General features: G+C 61.4%; 14 protein-coding genes. 8 read left to right on the top strand and 6 right to left on the bottom strand.

Annotated features, from left to right (window positions below; genetic code table 11):
* Positions 1-4: 4 nt before the first annotated feature.
* Entirely contained in the window at positions 5-1213 is a 1209-nt protein-coding gene (locus V3587_RS25415) for an MFS transporter (protein WP_058227352.1), read from the bottom strand.
* A 99-nt stretch (positions 1214-1312) separates the two neighbouring features.
* Between V3587_RS25415 and V3587_RS25410 the strand changes: the two genes are divergently transcribed.
* The gene (locus V3587_RS25410; protein ID WP_283377330.1) at positions 1313-2347 is read left to right on the top strand and encodes an Lrp/AsnC family transcriptional regulator; all 1035 of its coding nucleotides are present in this window, start codon (positions 1313-1315) and stop codon (positions 2345-2347) included.
* Between the two features lie 3 nt (positions 2348-2350).
* Here V3587_RS25410 and V3587_RS25405 read toward each other — a convergent pair whose 3' ends face one another.
* Both V3587_RS25405 and V3587_RS25400 read right to left on the bottom strand, forming a co-directional pair.
* The gene (locus V3587_RS25405; protein WP_058227350.1) at positions 2351-3064 is read right to left on the bottom strand and encodes a TMEM165/GDT1 family protein; all 714 of its coding nucleotides are present in this window, start codon (positions 3062-3064) and stop codon (positions 2351-2353) included.
* 294 nt (positions 3065-3358) lie between these two features.
* Complete coding sequence (locus V3587_RS25400; RefSeq protein ID WP_003944138.1) at positions 3359-3886, bottom strand: hypothetical protein; 528 nt, start codon at positions 3884-3886, stop codon at positions 3359-3361.
* Positions 3887-4051: 165 nt separating this feature from the next.
* Here V3587_RS25400 and V3587_RS25395 point away from each other — a divergent pair, with 165 nt between their 5' ends.
* From V3587_RS25395 to V3587_RS25380, 4 genes are all read left to right on the top strand, one after another.
* Positions 4052-5401, top strand: a complete 1350-nt coding sequence (locus V3587_RS25395; protein ID WP_003944160.1) for a DUF1254 domain-containing protein — start codon at positions 4052-4054, stop codon at positions 5399-5401.
* A 156-nt stretch (positions 5402-5557) separates the two neighbouring features.
* Entirely contained in the window at positions 5558-6130 is a 573-nt protein-coding gene (locus V3587_RS25390; protein ID WP_003944155.1) for an HdeD family acid-resistance protein, read from the top strand.
* A complete protein-coding gene (locus tag V3587_RS25385) occupies positions 6120-7268 on the top strand; it encodes an AI-2E family transporter (protein WP_042920602.1) in 1149 nt (382 codons plus the stop codon). The genes V3587_RS25390 and V3587_RS25385 overlap by 11 nt, the downstream gene beginning before the upstream one ends.
* 43 nt (positions 7269-7311) lie before the next feature.
* Positions 7312-8661: a hypothetical protein gene (locus tag V3587_RS25380; protein WP_209448230.1), complete on the top strand. Its 1350-nt coding sequence runs from the start codon at positions 7312-7314 to the stop codon at positions 8659-8661.
* Here V3587_RS25380 and V3587_RS25375 read toward each other — a convergent pair.
* On the bottom strand, positions 8658-9281 hold the full coding sequence (locus V3587_RS25375; RefSeq protein WP_003944189.1) for a superoxide dismutase: 624 nt from the start codon (positions 9279-9281) through the stop codon (positions 8658-8660). The two genes, V3587_RS25380 and V3587_RS25375, sit on opposite strands and share 4 nt — an antisense overlap.
* Before the next feature lie 260 nt (positions 9282-9541).
* Between V3587_RS25375 and V3587_RS25370 the strand changes: the two genes are divergently transcribed.
* The 3 genes from V3587_RS25370 (at position 9542) to V3587_RS25360 (ending at position 12080) form a co-directional block, all read left to right on the top strand.
* Positions 9542-10720, top strand: a complete 1179-nt coding sequence (locus V3587_RS25370) for an acyltransferase family protein (protein ID WP_047272742.1) — start codon at positions 9542-9544, stop codon at positions 10718-10720.
* Entirely contained in the window at positions 10659-11372 is a 714-nt protein-coding gene (gene msrA, locus V3587_RS25365; RefSeq protein ID WP_283377329.1) for a peptide-methionine (S)-S-oxide reductase MsrA, read from the top strand. The genes V3587_RS25370 and msrA overlap by 62 nt, the downstream gene beginning before the upstream one ends.
* A 111-nt stretch (positions 11373-11483) precedes the next feature.
* A complete protein-coding gene (locus V3587_RS25360; protein WP_223304488.1) occupies positions 11484-12080 on the top strand; it encodes an Rv1733c family protein in 597 nt (198 codons plus the stop codon).
* Positions 12081-12095: 15 nt separating this feature from the next.
* Here V3587_RS25360 and V3587_RS25355 read toward each other — a convergent pair whose 3' ends face one another.
* Complete coding sequence (locus V3587_RS25355; RefSeq protein WP_058038067.1) at positions 12096-13025, bottom strand: LLM class F420-dependent oxidoreductase; 930 nt, start codon at positions 13023-13025, stop codon at positions 12096-12098.
* Positions 13026-13046: 21 nt separating this feature from the next.
* Positions 13047-14822 carry a hypothetical protein gene (locus V3587_RS25350; RefSeq protein WP_283377328.1) on the bottom strand — a complete coding sequence of 592 codons (1776 nt, stop codon included), beginning with the start codon at positions 14820-14822 and terminating at the stop codon, positions 13047-13049.
* Positions 14823-15208 lie beyond the last annotated feature (386 nt).

Genomic DNA, 15208 nt, shown 5'->3' with positions numbered 1-15208 from the left:
TCTTTCAGTTGGCGGTTTTCAGTTGCACCAGGTTCAGCATCTTTTCCCGGGTTTGTGGTGCTGCCATGACCGCGACGATCGCCACGACAGGCCCGAGCGCGAGAGATACGAACGCCGCTGACCAGGAGAGGTGGTCCACGATGAATCCGAATACCAACGGCGCGACTATTCCGGCGACCATGCCGCCGAAAATGATCATCGACGAGGCTGCTCCGACCACCGACGAAGGCAGGCTACGAAGCGGAAGTGCAAAACACGGCATGAAAGCGAAAGAGGCAGCGGCAGATCCGAGGGTGACGAGAACGACGAACAAGACCGTGTTGGAGACGAAAGGAATCGAAACGAGCATCACGATGCACGCGAGCATGGACGGCACCACGACGACACGACTGTTGCCAGCCAGCCGATCGGAGATTCGCCCGCCGATGACGGTGGTCACGGCGGCCACCACGGTAGCCGGAATCAGAAGGAGGCTTGCGCTCGAGAGGGCGATTCCACGTTCGTCATGGAGGTACGACGGAACCCACGACGACATCCCCCAGATCACGAAGTCGTATCCGAAGAACATCAAGGCGAAGAGCCACATCGCGCGGGAGCGAAGTACGGTGCGCATGTTGTCCCAGGAGGAATCCGGACCGTGGTCGTTCTCCGCCGGAAGTGCCGGCGGGAGCCACAACTTGATGCTGACGAGCGAGAGTACGCCGAGCGCCGCGACGGCCAGAAACATTCCACGCCAGCCGATCAACGGGAGAAGTGCTGCCGCAACAACGATGGCAAGAAGCGTACCGACGGCGTTGGAACTGTTCATCCATCCTGTGGCAGTGGCACGTTGCTCCGGGATGCTCCGCTCGGCAACGAGCTTTACTGCAGCTGCCGGAAACACGCCCTGCGCGAGACCGAAGAGAAAACGAACAACCAGAAGCGTCCCGAACGACCAGGCAAGGGCAGTGAGGCCGGTGAAGACACTCCACGCCACCAACCCGATCAGAGCCATCCGGACTGCGCCGTATCGATCGGCGAGCAGTCCACCAGGCAGTTGGGCCAGCGTGTATGCAATGAAGAACGTGGAGATGATCAATCCACGCTGGGAGTAGTCGAGATCGAACTCCTCACCGAGCAAGGGGAGAGCGAGGTTGATCGCCAGCCGATCTATGTAGTCGATCGCGTACGCGACGAACAGCAACGCGACCGTGACTTTGGTGGAGCGAAGCACTGGGCCTCCAAGTGGTGAACCTGTGAAGTGATTCACACATCTTTGGCAAACAGGCAGGGATCACCGACCAGAATGCAGTAATCCGGCAATACTGGGCCGATGAAGCCGGAATCCGACGCATTTGTCATCGCGGAATCTGATCTGGAGATCATCAATGCACTTCAGCTCAACCCCCGCGCGTCGTGGACGCAGTTGTCGTCAGTGCTCGACATGGATTCGACGACGATCGCCCGCCGGTGGCGTCGCCTCGTCTCGAACGGTCATTCGTGGGTCAACGCGGTCGCAATCGGTCGAACCCACATATTCGGCTATCTCCTGATCAGGACCACACAGGATTCCGTTGCCGACGTGGGGGAGCGGTTACGTCAACTCTCCTGTGCCTATCTGTTGGCCAGGACGGAAGGCGAGTACGAGTATTTCGTCGGAGTCGTGGCCGCCGACCACAAGAGTCTGGACGCCTTGGTGTGTGAGCACCTTGCCGCCGATCCTGGAATTCTGTCGATCAGAAGCCGGGTCGGGGTGAAGGTGTACCGGGACGGGTTCAGCTGGGAGCCGGGCGCTCTGGGGCAAGCGGGTCGGGCTCAGCTGGCAACGGCATCGACAAAGGGCGCTGCGGTGCCGGCAGATCCGACAGAGTTCCGCGAGTCCGACGGTGCCCTGTTGGAGGCGCTCGGCCGTGACGGACGTGCCAGCTACGCGCGTCTCGCCGCGATTTGTGGAACGAACGAGACTGCGATTCGACGGCGCTTGGCCCAACTGACTGCATCGCGACAGTTGATTTTCCGCTGCGATGTCTCGCAACAGGCTGTCGGTTCACCGTTCGAAGTGATCTTCGACGTCGCTGTGGACGGTTCCACCGACGAACTCGGCAATCTTGTGTCGAGTTGGCCGGAGATCAGATTGTTGGTGGCGACCACCGGAACAGCGAACATGTTGATCAGCGTGTGGCTGAGCAGCCTCGCGCAGAGTCTTGTCGTCGAGGATCGACTCCGCCGAATCGGTAGTGTGCGGATCCTCGATCGACGTGTCTCGCTGTACCCGATGAAGCGGTTCGGACAGCTGCTCGGACCGAGCGGAGTGGCGGAAGGTCATGTCCCGGTCGCAATTTGGGGCGCCGGCGACGTTATTCGTTGAGCGTCAGTCGATCGGCGTCCGATTGTCGTCGACGAGGTGCGTAGCGGAGTCGGTCGCACGGGAGCGCTTCCAGATCATCCGTGCCAGCGCACCCAGTACGGACACTGCCAGGACAACGCCACCGCCGATGATGCCGGCCGACGAGTCGGGGAAGATGCCCTCGAGCAGCAGCCAGACACCGAAGACGAAGAACAGCACCGCGGCGCCGATCTTGATGAATCCGTCCGGAAGGTGCTTGCCCAGCACCGAGCCGACGATGATGGCGAGAGCGTCGGCCGCCACCATGCCTACCGTCGACCCGATCCAGACGCCGATCCAGTCGTTGTCAGTCGCAAGGGTGATGGTGGCGAGCATGGTCTTGTCGCCGAGTTCTGCCAGGAAGAAGGCCGAGGCGACGGCGATGAAGGCGGATCGCGTGACGCGGCCGGCCTTGTTCTGCTCGTCGTCGGTGAGATCGTCACCGCGCAAGGTCCAGAGGCCGAAGATCAGGAAAGCGATACCGCCGACGATGGAAATCGCCGCGGTGGGGAGGGCGACGCCCAGGTAGTGGCCGACGGCGACCGAGACGAGGTGAACAAGGGTGGTGGCGACGGTGATTCCGCCGAGGACGACCCACCAGCGATAGCGCAAGGCAAACGTCATTGCCATCAGTTGGGACTTGTCACCGAGTTCTGCGACAAAAATGACGCCGAAACTCAAAAGTATTGCGGCAAGCAAGATTTACTCCTCCGGTCGGTGTAGGTCGGAGGAAAAATGCGAGCCTCCGGCCTGGGCAGGCGCAGTGGGTGCGCTTGTCCGGCCGAAGGTCTCGCCCACCGAGGCCACAGGACCTTCGGTTCGCCAGGCCGGGTGCTTCGCGATCCGCACCAGGCGGAGCGCGTCGAACCAGTATGTCGACACGGGCGATTGGGGGCTACTCCCCTTCGTTGCTGCCCACGTTAGCGCGCCTGAAACGAATTGGCAAAGCGCACAGCAAGTTTGGGAGTCCGAACTTATCGCTTACCGGGGCCGTCACGAGGCGAGGAGCATGGCCAAAACAGCGGTGTCGGGATCGCTGATCGGATCGATGCCGACACGACTGATCATGGAGACGACTGTGCCGTCCGGCTCAGCCTCGACCCACGCCGCACGATGCTCCAAACCCAGATAGGGAAGGCCTGGCAGCAGTACGCACCCCGACGCGCTGCCCTCGCATTCCGGCAGGCTGGGCGTGGTTTCCGACGGTGGGTGCAGCATGATCAGCGCCGGTGGCTGATGGTCGGAGAAACGGCCGGGTGTCAAGGCGAAATCGCCGAGTACCGGACCTTCGGCAACCACCAGACCGACGGTGCCCGGCTGCGGATCTTCGGGAACGTCTTCACGGACCCCGAAGACCGTCGTGGTCGGCAACAAACCTGGCATCGAGGCCACGCGGACAGCCAATGCGAGAAGCTGCGCCCACTCCTGGGTGGTGTCCGGCCAACGACCGGAAATGACGAACCCCTGCAAAGACCCAGCGGCTTGGAACGGAGAAATGCCTATTGCTTCGTTTCTGTTCATTTCTGTTCCTCCCTCGGTGCTGGGGCAAATCTCGGGCAGACGCGCATGCGTCGGTCCGGCACACCTCGTTGGGTAATCGAAATATGCACCCATTCGGTACTGGCACACAAGACAGGGAGAGTGCCAGCCAGGTTTGCGCTGGTGAGGGCGGTGGTATGCGCAGACATGACTCTGTCGAAGAACCGTTCTCGGCTGGAAGACCTGGCAACGCAGGCGTGGATCTTCGGATATCCCCTGTTGATTGCTGCGGTATCGCGGGATGTCATGACGGCGGTGCCTTCGCCGGTGGCGATGAAAGCCCCGCTCAACCAGTTCGCATACGCGCGTACGACGCCGGATGCGACCTTCACCGATGTCGTCTCACCCAACGCGGACACTCTCTACTCGTCGGGGTGGCTGGACGTCTCGACGGAACCGCAGGTGCTCTCACTGCCGGACTTCGGCACGCGGTACTGGCTGGTCCCCATCCTCGACGCGTGGAGCGACGTGTTCACGGTTCCGGGATCTCGGACAGTCGGGCGGACCGGGGGACCGTACCTGGTGGCCGGGCCGAATTGGAAAGGCAACGTGCCCAAGGGTTTGACGCTGCTGCGGTCTCCGACGGCGATGAACTGGATAGTCGCCCGCTACGCGACGTCGGGGGGAACCGACCTGGCAGAAGTGCACAGCCTGCAGGACCGGACGCGACTCACTCCTCTGTCGGAGTGGACGGGTGACCCGCAGGACTACACGCCTGGTGAAATGCCGGTGAACCCTGCCGTCGACACGCGGACGCCGCCGGTGGACCAGGTGGCCGCCATGGACGGCGAGGCATTCTTCACCAGACTCGACGCACTTCTCGACGACAATCCTCCGCGTCCGGAGGACACCGAGATGATGAAACAACTGTCCGACATAGGAATCGGCTCCTCCTTGCCCTGGAGGTCTCGTCCGCAGGAGGTACGTGATGCCCTCGATAGAGCTGCGCGAACCGGTATGGACGTGCTGAGCGAGATCGCCGAAGAGGCCGAGGGCAGTCCGAAGAACGGCTGGACGATGCACCGCGGCTTGGGACACTACGGAACCCATTACGCTCAGCGGGCTCTGATCGTCTGGCTCGGTTTCGGGGCCAATCTCGACGCTGATGCCGTGTACCCGCATGCCACGACGGACGTCGACGGGAAGCCGCTGACCGGGGCGAAGAAGTACGTCCTGCACTTCGAGAAGGACGAGCTGCCACCGGTCGAGGGCTTCTGGTCGCTCACGATGATGAACGAGCGGCAGTTCTTCGTGGACAACCCGATCGACCGATACGCGATTGGCGATCGAAGCGATCTGGTGTTTGCCGACGACGGTTCCCTCGACATCTATCTCCAGCACGAATCCCCTGGTGGTGAGAAGGAGCGGAACTGGCTGCCGGCTCCGTCCGGCGACTTCAACGTCTTTCTGCGCCTGTACTGGCCGAAGGCGGCAGTGCTGTCGGGATCGTGGACTGCGCCCGGTATTCGAGAAGCAAGTATTCGAGAAGCAGGCTGAAAGTCCCCTCGCTTCGTACCCGAAGAGCACAACTCGGTATCAGCCGCGCGTTTCGATGGGCGGAAAGGTCACAAGAGTCATACGATCTGTCGGTACTGCCCTGTTTGAAGAGCTGTTGAATCGGTCAGAGACACCCGCTTGTTTCGGAGGCTACTGATGGTCACGCAGAATCCGTTCGTGCAGTACGGCAAAGAGATCTGGTGGATGATCCTGATCCGCGGAATCTTCGGTGTGATCTTCGGAATCATCGCGCTCGTGTGGCCGGGAATTACCGTGGTGGCCTTGGTTTTCCTGTTCGGTATCTACTCCATCGCCGACGGTTTGATCACGATAGTTCGCGCCATCCGGGACCGCGAGCATCTGAGCTCGTGGGGTTGGTGGGTGTTCACGGGCGTCGTCTCGGTCGGAGCCGGCATCGTCGCGCTGGTCTGGCCGGGCATCACTGCGCTGGTGCTGCTGTACATAATTGCCTTCTACGCCATCATGTTCGGAATCTTCGGAATTGTCGGCGCCTTCAAGATGAAGGCGCTGCCCGGATCCAGTTGGGGATGGTTGCTCGCCGCATCGGTGCTTGCTGTCATCTTCGGCATCATTCTTCTCATCGCGCCCGGCGAAGGCATCATCAGCCTCATCTGGTTGTTGGGTTGGTACGCAATCCTGTTCGGCCTCTTCATGATCGTGGGAGCATTCCAGATCAGGAGCCGGGCAAAGGAAGCCGGTGTTCTCTAAGAAGGGAAAGCCGGCCGTCGAGGCTCCCACTCCGATCCCCACGCTGTCCGGTAGCGAGAACTGGTCGATCCCGCGCGGTTTGATCGTCCTGCTCGGAATTGCCGCCACCGTGGTCGCCGTCGGCGGAATGAAGGTGTTCGGCGGCATCCTCGGACCGGTATTCCTGGCCCTGGTGCTGACGATTGCCGTTCAGCCCATTCAGGATTGGTCACAGCGCCGAGGGTGGCCCAAGTGGGTCGGGATGCTCGGCTCACTGGTCACCGTGTACTTGATCCTGCTCGGGTTGGCGGCGTCGTTGATCGTGTCGACGGCTCAGTTGGCGACGATCCTGCCGCAGTACTCCGAGGAGATGACCAACCTCCTCAACGAGGGCCGCGACAAGTTGGCCGACTTCGGAGTGAGCACCGAACAGATCCAAAGCACGCTCAGCAGTGTCGATCTCACGAAGGTTGTGGGCGTACTCGAAAGCGGGCTGGAGGGCCTGCTCGGCATCCTGTCGGATCTGGTGTTCATTCTCGCGTTGTTGTTGTTCATGGCCTTCGACGGCATGAGCATCCGCTCGCGGTTGCATGTGTTGTCCGAGCAACGTCCCGAAATCTCCTACGCGCTCTCCACCTTTGCCGCCGGAACTCGCAAATACCTGGTGGTCTCGACGGTCTTCGGTCTCATCGTGGCGGTACTCGACGGTGGCGCGCTGTGGCTCATGGGCATTCAGCTGCCCGTCCTGTGGGCGTTGCTGTCCTTCATCACCAACTACATCCCCAACATCGGGTTCGTCATCGGCGTGATTCCACCGGCGCTCCTGGGACTGTTGCAGGGCGGGCCGTGGCTGATGCTGTGGGTGATCGTCGTCTACTCCGTCATCAACTTCGTGATCCAGTCCATCATCCAACCCAAGTTCGTCGGCGACGCCGTCGGACTGTCGGTGACGATGACGTTCCTCTCACTTGTCTTCTGGTCGTGGGTTCTCGGGGCGCTCGGAGCGCTGCTGGCGATCCCGCTCTCGTTGTTGGTGAAGGCCGTCCTGCTCGACATCGACCCAGCCACGCGCTGGGCCGACATCCTGATCAGTGGGCCTCGGGACATGCCGAAGGAGGAACCCGAGGAGTCTGAGAAGCCGGCCACGCCCGCAGACTAGGGCTCTCAGTGTTTCTACAAGTTGTTGCTTTATCGTCTCGCCCATGAGCGCCGAGAACACCACAGAAAACTCCCATCGCCGGCCGTCACGACTCGGGCGACGGCTGGCAGTCGGTGGTGTGGCCGCGATCGTCGCGGCTGCGGTGGCGGGGATCGGGTTCGTGATCTTTGCGGGCGGTGCCGACACCTCGAACACCGTCGCGATCGTGAACGCCGACGCGGGAACCACGCTCGACGGCAAGGAACTTCGGGCCGGCGACACGCTGGTGGACACGTTGGGCAAGAACGAAGACTTCGACTTCCAGGTGGTCGACAACCCCGGCGGGAACTACTTCGCGACGTTGACCGTGCCGGAGGACTTCAGCGAAACCGTCGCGTCGATGTTCGGCATGGATCCACGGCAGGCGAGCGTCGACCTCGAGGTGAAGGGCTCGGATTCGGAGAAGTCGGCCGAGTTGACTCGGGCCGTATCGGCGCAGGTCGGCGCGGACGGCATCAAGGGCCTGCTGGCTCAGACGTCGGCCGCCAGACGCTCGATCGATCAAAACCTCACCACCGCACAGATTCTGGTCGCCGGAACCAACGAGGCCGGAAAGTCCATCGATCAGGTGAAAGCAGGCGCAGGCACTCTGCTGCCGTACCTCGAGACCGCACGGTCCGGGGCGTTGGAGCTGATGAGCGTCGCGGATCAGGTGTCCGGTGTTGTCGATCAGGCGTCGGGGTCGGCGGAAGAGCTGGCCACGCGCGCGGACTCACTGGGCCTGACGCTTGGGGAGGCGTCGTCCTCGACCGCGGAACTGAAGACACGAATCGACACGCTGCAGACTGCGCTGAACGGCCTTCCGATCCCGCCTGACGTGACAGCGCAACTGGCCGGTGTGAGTTCGGATCTCGGTGCGCTGAATGCGCAACTGGGGACCGTTCCGGCGCTGTTGGGTGGCTCGGTCGGGCCCGATACGGAGCTCGGTGATCTAGTCCGCACCGCTGTCGGGCAGCTGCAAGGCGCGAGCGATCAACTGAGCAGTGCTGCCGGACAATTGAACGACGGCCTCATTCCCATCGCTGATCAGGCGCCGCAGATGCTCGGTGACGTGACCGATCAGATCACCCAGGGATTCACGACGCTGCAAGGAATCGCCAAGTCACTGGTCACGGGCCTCGACGGCGCAAAATCCGGTATTCCCGCGATGACCACCCCGCAGCAGGTTCAGCTGACCTCGGTGCTGTCGGATCCGGTGGCCGTGAATCAGACCACCGCGGGCAGCGGTGACTCCGGAACTCGCACACTGGCATTGGTCTTCGGAGCCACGACGGTCCTGCTCGGTGGTGCTCTGCTGACACGAACGGCGGCGCCCCTGGTGAGGCGCCGCCGTTCGCAAGAAGAGCGTGACTAGACGATCAGACCTGCGGTCTGGGTACGTGCACGGTCGAAGCGAGCCGAAACGTCGTTCCAGTTGACGATGTTCCAGAATGCCTTGACGTAGTCGCCCTTGACGTTCTGGTAGTCGAGGTAGAAAGCGTGCTCCCACATGTCGAGGAGCAGCAGCGGCGTGAGGCCGATGGAGATGTTGCCCTGCTGATCGTAGAGCTGGACGATGATCAGACGCTGTCCGATCGAGTCCCACGCGAGGATGGACCAGCCGGAGCCCTGGATGGCGTTGGCGTTCGCGGAGAAGTGAGCGCGGAAGAGATCGAACGAACCGAAGTTGTCGTCGATCGCTGCGGCGAGTTCACCTTCGGGCTTGTCGCCACCGTCAGCGCTGAGGTTGTTCCAGAAAACGGTGTGGTTGGTGTGGCCACCGAGGTGGAACGCCAGGTTCTTCTCGAGCAGGTTGGCCTGCGCTGCGATGGTGTCGTTCTCACGAGCCTCGGCCAGCTTCTCGAGTGCAGCGTTGGCACCGGCAACGTAAGCCGCGTGGTGCTTGTCGTGATGCAGCTCCATGATCTTGCCCGAGATGTGCGGCTCGAGGGCTGCGTAGTCGTAGGGGAGTTCCGGCAGCGTGTAAACAGACACGAGGGTCCCTTCTTTGCGGGCTGGTGAGCCCTGGTGCTTTAGAGTGCGTCGATCACCGGTCACGGCGTGACGTCACTCGCGTATGTGCAAATCATTCTTCGGGTTTCCACCCAATAACATTCGTACACCGTCCGCAACAGTCCGGCTCAGGTAGTAATCACCAAAGAATAAAGTTTGGGACACCGAACTTGCCCCGATCTAAGGGTAAGCTAATATGCGCAAATTCGTCGTAAAGGTGAACGGAACCTTAAACTTGCGCGATGCCCGCACCAGTTTTCCTCCCGGAATCACCAGAGGCGGCCGCGCCTCGGGTGAATCTTCCGGGCGCTGACCTGCTGCGAGCCCTGGCGGTTGCCGCCGTGATCTACTCCCACATCTCTTTCTACGTCATCGACGATCTCGGCTCGGGTTGGTGGGTGATCGACGTCGTCTACGGCGTTTTGATCGAGCCTGCCGAACTCAACCAGCACCTCTCTTTTGTCGGCGTCGCAGTATTCATGATGCTTACCGGTGCTCTGGTGACGCGATCCGCGATTCGCGACGGCCCCGGAAAGTTCTTGACCAACCGATTCAGTCGACTGCTGCCCGCATTCTGGGTGGCGACCGCGATTGCCATTCTTCTGGTCCGCCTCGGAATCAACGGAATGTTCAGCGGTCAGGAAGGTATTTCCGATACCGAAGCGTTGATGAGCTTTTTTCTCGGCGGATTCTTTCTCAAGCCCGAGGTAGCAGTTCTGGGAGTGACCTGGACACTCACCGTTCAATTCCTCTTTTATCTCGCATGTGTAGCGGCTCGCCCGATACTGCGGCTGCGACCGATCGTCATGCCGCTCGCCGGTGGTGCGCTGTGCTCGCTGGTGCTGCTCTACAACGTCTACGCGCCGCTGCCGTACACCGTGCCGATGCTGTCCAAGATCGCCGCGACGCTGCCGGCCGTCTTCCTCGGCCAGATCATGTACCTCGCGTGGGCGAAGCTCGCTCCCGGCCGCTGGCTGATCGCGGCCGTCCTCGTCCAGATGCACGTCATCATCGTGGCGACCCAGTTCCGCGTCTACTGGGCCGGTGAGCACTATCTGTGGACCATTTCGGTAGTCGCCGCAGCGGTAGTTCTCATCGGCCGCTACGACGGCGTCCCGACGCGCTGGCCGGTCGTGAAGTGGCTCTCGACGCGTAGTTACGTCATCTATCTCGTGCACACCCTGATCCTGTACCGCGTCGTCGAGAACACTGTTTTGTACGTCGGACCGACCCTGGCGTTTGCGCTCTTCCTTCTGGCCACGGCCGCGGTAGCAGAAATCGGCTACCGGTGGGTGGAGCTGCCCGGCGCCCGGGCGATCACGGCGTGGCGAAACAGTCGCTCGCGCGTAGCATCGAAGCATGAGCTGGTACGACGACATTCTGGGACGAGCGTCCGCAAAATCCACGCTGATCGCGCCTGAGGACGCACTCCCGGGCCGAGAGCAGAAAATGCCGGTTCCGACCGCGCACTACGTCAACGGGCATCCGCTGACGCCGCCGTTTCCGGCCGAACTGCAGACGGTCGTCGTAGGGATGGGTTGTTTCTGGGGCGCCGAGAAGGAGTTCTGGCAGCTTCCCGGCGTGTACGCGACCGCTGCGGGTTATGCGGGCGGCTTCACGCCCAACCCGACGTACGAAGAGACGTGCTCCGGACGTACGGGTCACACCGAAGTCGTGCTGGTGGTCTTCGATCCCGCAGTGATCTCCTACGAGCAGATCCTGGCGCACTTCTGGGAGAACCACGATCCGACGCAGGGGATGCGTCAGGGTAACGACCAGGGCTCGCAGTACCGTTCGGCGATCTTCACGACGTCCGCGGAGCAGGAAGAAATCGCTCATGCGTCGGCCGTCGCTTTCGGTGAACGGCTTGCCGAAGCCGGATATGGAGCGATCACCACCGAAATCGGCCCGCTGCGCGACTTCTTCTACGCGGAGGATTACCACCAGCAGTATCTGGCGAAGAATCCCGGCGGTTACTGCCCGGTGCATGCCACGGGCGTCAGTTGCCCGGTCGGATTGCTCCGTCAGGATCAGGTTCCGGCGCAGACGGACATCCTTCCGCCGAGCGAATAACTGGACAGGTGTTGGAGGACACATGTGATTCAGCTCGTTAACACTTGCAACTAGATCGAAACAAAGGGAATCTCGATGTAAGAGTGTGTCGTCGAGAGAACTGAGCTCACAATGTCAGGTAGTACGCGAGGAACTGCGTCGCTGCTCCGACGCACCATTCATGTAGGCCACGATCCGATGGTTCGCCGCAGTGATCGGATCGAAGGGTTCATGTCCTTCGGTCTGATCATTTTCGCGATTCTTCTGCTGCCTCTCGCGGTATGGGCAGGGGCTGCGACTGCTTCGAGCCAGAACGCACTGATCGCCAAACAATCCGCCGAATTACACAGTATTTCGGCGACGACGACTGCAGATTCGACGCAGACCACCGCCTCGACAGCCGATTACATTGCGCCGACCACCGAAATGGCCAGCGCGCAGTGGAACTGGAACGGCCAGGTTCATACGGGTGATGTCACTGTCGACTCGGCGACGCCCGCCGGCACCGAGGTCCCCATCTACGTCAATGATCAGGGCGACAAGACCGTAGCTCCGATCACTCAGAGCGCTGCCGACGTCGCAGCCGTGGTGACCGGGGTTTTCACCTGGTTCAGCGTGATGTCGTTGCTGGTCATCGCTTTCATGCTGGTGCGCGTCTTTCTCGACCGTTCCCGCTCGGCCCAGTGGGACCGAGACCTACGCGCGTTCCTCGACGCGAACGCGCTGTAGATCCCGGCCCATTCTTTACTGCAGTTGGGGCATGACCTCGCTTGCGACGAGTTCGAGATGATCCAGATCGGCGAGATCGAGAGTCTGCAGATACACGCGCTGTGAACCGGCCTCGGCGAAAGTGCCGATCTTGTCGACCAGCTCCGAAGGTGTTCCGGCCAGACCGTTCTCACGTAGCTCGTCGACGTCGCGTCCGATAGCCTCGGCGCGCTTCTTGATCTCCGCCTCGTCGCGGCCGCAGCACAGGACGAGAGCGTTGGAGTACACCAATTCGTTCGGATCGCGCTCGTGCTCGACGCAAGCCTGACGAACCCGCGCAAAGATGTCCTTCGTTTCCTCGAGGGACTTGAACGGGATGTTGAACTCGTTTGCGAACCGAGCGGCGAGCGCCGGAGTCTTCTTCTTGCCCGTGCCACCGATCAGGATCGGCGGACCGTCGACCTGGTGCGGTTTGGGAAGCGCGGGAGAGTTCTTGATCTGCACGTGCTTACCGTCGTAGTCGAACGTGTCGCCGACCGTCGTACGCCACAGACCGGTCACGACGTCGAGAGTTTCCTCGAGCAATTCGAAGCGATCCTTGAGCGCCGGAAACGGGATGCCGTACGCCTGGTGCTCTTCCTCGTACCAGCCGGCGCCGATGCCGAGGTCTACGCGGCCACCACTCATCTGATCGACCTGTGCGACCGAAATGGCTAGCGGTCCGGCGTGACGGAACGTAGCCGACGTCACCAGAGTGCCGAGGCGGATGGTGGACGTTTCGCGGGCGATTCCGGCGAGCGTGATCCATGCGTCGGTGGGTCCGGGAAGACCGTCGGAATTCATGGCGAGATAGTGGTCCGAGCGGAAAAATGCGCCGTAGCCGAGTTTTTCGGCGGTCTGGGCAACAGTCAGTAGTTGTTCGTAGGTAGCGCCCTGCTGGGGTTCGGTGAATATACGCAGCTCCATGAGTTCTACTCTGCCACTATTTCACTTGGTCGGGACGACGGCACCGACTTGTCCGGCGCCGAAACACAGGGTCGGTCCCGGTGTTGTCGGCGTGATCTTCACACTGTTTCCGTGGCCGACCAGGCGCACGAACACCGAGTGCAAACCTTGGGTGACGGGTACGGATACTGCGTCGCCGGACTCCAACGCAACATCGATCGTTCCGTCGGCGCTGGCGAGGTAATTGAGCTGAACCGTCCATTCCCAGCCGGCCAGGGGGCCGTCGAGGGGGAGCTCGGTCGGGCCTTCGGCACGGGTGCCGCAGTTCGGCGCCGTTCCTTCGGGAATCCTTCTCGTCCAGGTCACTTCGGCATCGACGATCTGACCGCTGTCGTCGATGGTGCGCAGAATCGGAGTGCTGGAAGAGAATTCGGGGCGATCAGGCAGCGGCGCGAGAACGTTGCTTGCCAAATTGTTCGGAAAGGCGACGGGAAGGAGCACTTCGATCGCGACGGGTTGCTCGAGCAGTGGAGCATCCTGATTCTGTGACAACGACATTCGCGCGTTCGCGAGGTAGTCGCGGGTCGGGTTCTCGCGCCAGATGTCGACGAACGTGACGGTCGAGACGAGCGAACTGATCACGAAGAGCACTGACAGGCCGGCGGCGACTGCGACGGGTATACGGGCCGGACGTCGCCGAGGCGCAGCGAGAATCAAAGCGGCGGCGAGGGCGAACACCGTCGCCGAATCCGTGAAGTAACGCAAGGTCTGCGCCAACTCGTACGTGGTGTCGGCGTCGGATCGGGTAGCGGTCATCGCCACCACTGAGGCCAGGAAGTACAGCGCCGCGGCGACCCAGATCCAGGCAGCGCCGCGTCGGGCACGCACTGTCATCACGGCCGTCGTCAGCAGCGCGGCCCAGGCTGCGACCACCAAAAGCGTCGGCGGATCGGCCCAGGCGGGGCTGGGGATCCACCGCTCCCAGCGCCAGGGGCCGCCGAGAAGAGTGGGAAGCATCCCCAAAGACGTTCCGTGATGCAGCAGTTCGGTGGACATCGAACGGCCGTATCCGGTGATCGGAGATTCGACAGTTGTCAGATACACCGGAATCCAGAACGCGAGCACGGCGGCAGAGGCCGTCCACAGGAGTCGGCACTTCGTGACCGCACTTCGTATCGGCGTTCCTTCACCTTGTGTGCGCAAGTACAGCACCAGAAAAGCGAGTGCGACGAACGGAACGAGCACTGCTTTCTCGAAGAACAGCAAGGAGACGACAAAAACCGCGGTGCCCGAGAACACGTAGCGCACCTGCCCGGTGCGGTACAGCTTGATCGCGTCGCCGCATGCCCAGGCCAGCGCGATCTGGAGCGGCAATGCATTGAGCGCGGCTGCCCACCACGAGAACGCCGGAAGTGTCAGCGGGACGAACAGATACAGGATCAACGGAATCAACAGTGCCGGTCGCCGGCCGAGGACCAACCGAAGAGTGCGCAGAAGCGCCAACGACGCGGCGGCCTGACCGACGACGAGCAGTGCCGCCGACAGCGCCCAGTTGTACGGCGCGAAACGGGCGATCAACCCGGTGAAGAAGAAGGCCGCGGGCATGAAGTGACCGTCGTGGTCGTAGAGCAGGAGTTCGCTCGAGAAGAGTGGGAAGCGTCCTCCACGGCCCATCAGGATGAGGTCGTCCCAGTAGAAGTAATTGCTCGCGGCAACCCAGATGCGAATGACGAGCTGACATCCGATCAACACGAACGCGAGCTGCGTGACCCGTCTCGGGGTGAACGTCAGAGTTGGCTCGGGCTGTGGAGAAGTCATCGACGGTCATGCTTCCAGGTGTGTCAAAAACCGACTTCTCATAAAAAGGGGATACCGGTCTTTTCTGTCTTTTCGGGAGCAATTTCTGAATGGATTGTGAACTTTGCCGGGATAAATGACGTCGACGCCCGAAAGTTCACTGACCTGCGGTGTCAAATTCATCCTCGAGCCTGTGCATCGTTCGCTAACACCTGTCAGCAAATTCTCAGGGTCTTGCCCGTGACCTGTGGATAAAGCCCGATTCATTCATCCAGAACTGTGGATGAACCTGTGGAAACTGTGGATAACTCGAGTTTTTAAGTGGCGGAGGTCACATTATTCGAACAATGCAGGTGAACGCGGTGGAGGTTCGATCACAAATCGGGAGTGAATCCATTTGCTGCCGT

This window comes from Rhodococcus sp. IEGM 1306 (genome assembly GCF_036541985.1).
Lineage (GTDB): Bacteria > Actinomycetota > Actinomycetes > Mycobacteriales > Mycobacteriaceae > Rhodococcus_F > Rhodococcus_F qingshengii.
The sequence above is the reverse complement of the archived record's forward strand: the minus strand, read 5'-3'. Positions and strand labels throughout refer to the sequence as shown.

Bases quoted from the DNA above. Each gene is read 5' to 3' on its own strand.
- V3587_RS25410 (WP_283377330.1), top strand. From the start codon at position 1,313: ATGAAGCCGGAATCCGACGCATTTGTCATCGCGGAATCTGATCTGGAG.
- V3587_RS25400 (WP_003944138.1), bottom strand. From the start codon at position 3,886: ATGAACAGAAACGAAGCAATAGGCATTTCTCCGTTCCAAGCCGCTGGG.
- V3587_RS25395 (WP_003944160.1), top strand. From the start codon at position 4,052: ATGACTCTGTCGAAGAACCGTTCTCGGCTGGAAGACCTGGCAACGCAG.
- V3587_RS25390 (WP_003944155.1), top strand. From the start codon at position 5,558: ATGGTCACGCAGAATCCGTTCGTGCAGTACGGCAAAGAGATCTGGTGG.
- V3587_RS25380 (WP_209448230.1), top strand. From the start codon at position 7,312: ATGAGCGCCGAGAACACCACAGAAAACTCCCATCGCCGGCCGTCACGA.
- V3587_RS25370 (WP_047272742.1), top strand. From the start codon at position 9,542: ATGCCCGCACCAGTTTTCCTCCCGGAATCACCAGAGGCGGCCGCGCCT.
- msrA (WP_283377329.1), top strand. From the start codon at position 10,659: ATGAGCTGGTACGACGACATTCTGGGACGAGCGTCCGCAAAATCCACG.
- V3587_RS25360 (WP_223304488.1), top strand. From the start codon at position 11,484: ATGTCAGGTAGTACGCGAGGAACTGCGTCGCTGCTCCGACGCACCATT.
- V3587_RS25355 (WP_058038067.1), bottom strand. From the start codon at position 13,025: ATGGAGCTGCGTATATTCACCGAACCCCAGCAGGGCGCTACCTACGAA.
- V3587_RS25350 (WP_283377328.1), bottom strand. From the start codon at position 14,822: ATGACTTCTCCACAGCCCGAGCCAACTCTGACGTTCACCCCGAGACGG.